This window comes from Actinocorallia lasiicapitis, from assembly GCF_054778695.1.
Genome location: NZ_BAAGZI010000615.1, coordinates 1 through 2,191, shown reverse-complemented (window position 1 = coordinate 2,191; position 2,191 = coordinate 1). Strand labels below are relative to the sequence as shown.

The window sequence follows — 2,191 nt, the reverse complement described above, 5'->3', positions numbered from 1 at the left end:
GGGGACGGCGGCGGCGACGCCACAGGACGAGGGCCGCGCCGCAGGTCAGGGTGAGGGCGGCGGCCAGCGCGGTCGCCGTCCACAGCGGCCGGAGTGACCGGGCGGGGACGGCGTCGATGTCGCCGGAGCAGACGATGGGGGCGGGCGAGCCGGGAGAGGAGACGCAGGCGGTGGCCGTCACGGCGTCGCCGGTGAGCTCGGCGGGAAGGGTGGCGGTCGCGACCAGCAGGGTCAGCCCCGACGGGCGGACCTTGGTCCGCCAGCGGACCGTGGTGCCGCTGACCTGGCCGCGGCGGCTCGTGGTCACGTCCGAGACCCCTGCGGGGAGCCGCAGCTCGACCGTCGCGGGGAAGTCGGCGGGCTCGGCGCTGTCGACGACCACCCGGTAGGTGAGGGTGTCGCCGGCCTTGGCCGAGCCGCGGGCGTCGTCGACGTTGACGGTCAGCGCCGGAAGGTGCGGACGCGCGTCGGCCGCGCTCGCCGGAGCGAGCACCAGGCCGAGAACGAGGAGGCCGGTCAGGCGGACCATGGTCACCCTTCAATGACGGAGAGTGATGATGATCGCACTCCCGGGCGCGGCGGTCAGCCTGCCGCGCCGATCTTCGGCAGAGAAACGCCCCGCGGGAACGGGTCCCGCGGGGCGCGATGATCTTTAAACGGTCAGATCGCCGGGATCAGACCGCTACATCAGGCCGGTACATCAGGCCGCGACATCAGACTTGGGGGACCGGCCCGACGACCGAGTGGTCGCCGTTCGGGTGGTCCACCACGGTGCACGGCTGGCCGGCCGGGCAGTTCTGCTCGGTGATCCCCGCGACCGGCGCGGCGATCGAGGCGGCGGCCTTGCCGAGCCCGCCGGCCGGGACGGTCTCGCTCGCGGTGAGCGTGATCGTGCCGCCCGCCGCGACGTACAGCAGCGCGTCGGTCAGGCAGCCGTCCGGCAGTTCGGCCGGGCAGGCGCTGCCGTCGGACGCCGCGCACGTCCACTGGGCGGTCTTGTCGAAACCGGCCGGCAGGCTGACGCCCAGCTTCGCGTCCTTGACGTCGGACGGCCCCGCGTTGGTGACCTTCACCGTGTAGGTGACGGTGCCGCCGGGCTGCGGCGCGGCCGTGTCATGGACGATCGACACGTTGAGCTGCGACTGCTTGGCGACCGGGACGACGGGCGCGACCGAGTTGTTCGACAGGTCGCTGTCACCGGCCCCCTCGACGGAACCGGCGGGCAGGAGCTGCTGGCACGTCCACTGGGCGCAGACCTGCGTGGTCAGCACGATCGGCGGCAGGGTCTCCCCGCCGGGCACGACGGCGCCGGTGGTGCAGGTGACCTTCCACTGCTTGACCTCGCAGCTCCAGCCGTCCCCGTTCGCCGAGCTGACCGGCCCACCCTCGGGCACGTCATATACCGCGGTGATCGGACCGCTGGACGGCCCCGCCCCCGGCTTGTCCCCAACCGTCATAACGATCTTGGCAGGCGATCCGGCGACGACGGGCCCGTCAGCCTTGAGATCGACCCAGAGGTCAGGCGCGGTACCCGGCGTTCCACCAGGCGTTCCACCCGGGGTACCACCAGGAGTGTCACCGGGCGTGTCACCAGGCGTTCCACCAGGAGTGTCACCGGGCGTTCCACCAGGAGTGTCACCGGGCGTTCCACCGGGCGTGCCACCAGGAGTGTCACCAGGCGTGCCACCGGGGGTGTCACCGGGAGTCCCACCGGGGGTGTCGCCGGGCGTTCCACCCGGGGTGTCACCGGGGGTGCCGCCCGGGGTGTCGCCGGGTGTTCCGCCGGGGGTGCCGCTGGGGACGACCGGGATGTCGAGGACGGGGGACCAGTTGTTGGCTGGGTTGTCGTCGCCGGGGGTCTTGACCCCGGCGTAGGGGTTGAGGGGGCCGGTCACGCCGGGGGCGGTCGTCAGCTTGACGACGATCGGCGGGAGGCAGGCGCCGGGCTCGGCGATCGTGTCGGTGGTGCAGGTGACGGCCTGGCCGTTGATCTCGCAGGTCCAGCCGTCGCCCGCGGCCTCGGTCGGGGTCTGGCCCGCCGGGATCGTGATCGTCTCGGTGATGGTGCCCGTGGTCGGGCCCGCGGCCGGGTCGTTGTGGACGAAGGCCGTGTAGGTGGTGGTGCCGGGCGAGGTCGCGGGGCCGCTGCCGGTGACGGTCGTCGACAGGTCGGGCCCGGGCACGGCCGCCG

At 73.3% G+C, this 2,191-nt stretch carries 2 protein-coding genes; both read right to left on the bottom strand.

Annotation, left to right across the window (positions count from 1 at the left end; all coding sequences use genetic code 11):
• A partial coding sequence (locus ACYVE7_RS32930; RefSeq protein ID WP_460370353.1) for a hypothetical protein occupies positions 1-535 on the bottom strand: 535 nt, incomplete at its 3' end.
• Positions 536-713: 178 nt separating this feature from the next.
• The coding region (locus ACYVE7_RS32925) for a hypothetical protein (protein ID WP_460370351.1) at positions 714-2,191 on the bottom strand (1,478 nt) is incomplete at its 5' end.